The following is a 2009-nucleotide window of genomic DNA, read 5'->3' on the forward strand; positions in this document are numbered from 1 at the left end:
CCTGGCGACGGGGATGATCGGGAACGTGGTGACGGCGCACAGCCGGCAAGCGCTGGGGGCGCAACGAGGGGGTATCGACTACGGCGACCTGGCGGCGGACGCGTTCGGGAATGCGCTGGGGAATGCGGCGGCGGGGCGGTTGGATAGGCGGGCGCGGGCGCGCCAGTTCATGGCGGCATGGCGTAATCTGCCGTTGGAGGAGCAGCTCAAGTGGCTGAGCATGAGCTTCTATGATGCTGGCAGCTTCTCGGGAGATGCGCCGTCTGGTGCTTCTCCGCTGGGCGAAGCCCCAATGGCGGGTACGGTGTCCGAGAGGCTGTCGGATGTCAAAGGTAGGCCAGCGGCCTTTGAGCAAGCTGCTCGGGAACGGGTTTCCAGGCAGCAAGTAGTGTCCGACCTTCGGCAGCGAGGCTTGCCGGATTCGATCACGGTGAACGTGGCGGATGACGCGGATTACAGCGAATTCATATCGGCCTATGGCGACTATGGGACGCAACCGGCGGGTGCAAGCGAATTCGACCGCATTACCGTAATGGGTTCGAGCACGGGAACGGAGTTGCCGGCCATCGAGAACCTGTACACGCCTTATCAAGGCTGGTGGATGGATAAGTACAGCACCTTCACGGCGATGCTGGATGACCCCAGCGGAGGTTGGCGTCAGAAGGCGGGGGCTTTGGCGGGCGGCATGCTGACGGTGATCCCGACGATGGCCGAATCGCTGATCAAGGGGGTGTATGACGCGCCGAACAATGCGAGTCTGGCGGGTCAGAAGTGGGGACAGGCGGGCCAGTTGAAGGGGCATGACTCGGCACTGGCGTATTTGGAGGGCGGTCAGTATTTCCTGGGTGCCTTCCAAGGGCTGGGCGATGCGGTCACACTGGGGACGGTCTCATCGGCAAGGCCGAGCGTTCCGGGCCTTGCGCCAGCGGTGGTGGTTGAAAGAGTGGGGCGGGCAAGCAGTACAGTCGATGTTGCGGCAGCTAGTCGTTCTTGGAAGACATTTGCAGACAATGACATCTTTACAGCAAGAACTGATTGGTCGGCTACTCGTCCTAGAGGAACGGGTCAGACCTACTCTTTGATTCAAAGGAACGATATTGAATGGGGGCTAGTACGAACTAATGGCCCAGCTGATTTCGTTGGAAGAACGAACGCCGAAGCAGCCGCGAGAGGGTTTGCGCCAGAGCTTGCTGATGGGAATTTCGCAACACTTCACCATATCGGCCAAGACTCTCGAGGTGCCCTGATCGAGGCAAGCACGCGGTATCACGGTGTTGGTAAGCCTGGTCAGAACGTGCTTCACAGCCTTTATGGTCGAAATGAGCCGAATCCGTTCTATCCAATTGATAGGCGTGCTTTTTCGGTAGATACAAGAGAGTACTGGCAGTGGCGTTGGAAAAATCCGAACTAGTGAGGTCGTATGTTTGAAATTAATCAACTGCAAAGCATTTATGAGCGTTTGAATGGCTTGCGTCCGGCGGATGAATCATATCTGCGTAGCTTGGAGGATGAGCTTGGAATCTCTCTTCCGCAAGATTTTTTATCGGCTGCCGAGTTTTTTGACGGGAGTGGTATAGCTGTATTGCCATTGCATGCTATTGCATGGAGTCCGGCAATGAATGTATTGAATGAAACTAAGCGACTTAGGGGTAGTGTTGGTCTGCCTGAGAAATTTCTTGTTCTAGGGGAGCCGTCAGAAAGTTTGCTTGTGCTTGACTGTAGTAATGGTCAAGTAATTTGGTGTGATGCGGTTGATGCGTCAAGGTTAGGTAAAGAGCCGTTGGCGCGTGAGCCGGAGAATTGGGATAGTTACGGTGATTTTCTCGCTTATTTGTTGGGTGAGGAGGAAGGTGACAGAAACTGAGAGATTTTACAGCTGCTAAAGGGCACCGGCTTCGCCATCGTGGAAAAGGACGGACGCCATGTCGCCCAGGCGCGCATCGGCAAGACCTTCGACATCGTCAATAACGATTGGGCGGTGATCCGCCCGGGCGTCAAGATTCGCGCCG

Annotated in this window: 2 protein-coding genes; both read left to right on the forward strand. The window is 56.3% G+C overall.

Annotation, left to right across the window (positions count from 1 at the left end):
- The coding region (locus tag EBB59_RS13185; protein WP_211327764.1) for an HNH/ENDO VII family nuclease at positions 1-1411 on the forward strand (1411 nt) is incomplete at its 5' end.
- A gap of 9 nt (positions 1412-1420) precedes the next feature.
- On the forward strand, positions 1421-1864 hold the full coding sequence (locus EBB59_RS13190; protein WP_122102588.1) for an SMI1/KNR4 family protein: 444 nt from the start codon (positions 1421-1423) through the stop codon (positions 1862-1864).
- The last annotated feature ends 145 nt before the right edge of the window (positions 1865-2009 follow it).

This window comes from Solilutibacter pythonis (assembly GCF_003697345.1).
Lineage (GTDB): Bacteria > Pseudomonadota > Gammaproteobacteria > Xanthomonadales > Xanthomonadaceae > Solilutibacter > Solilutibacter pythonis.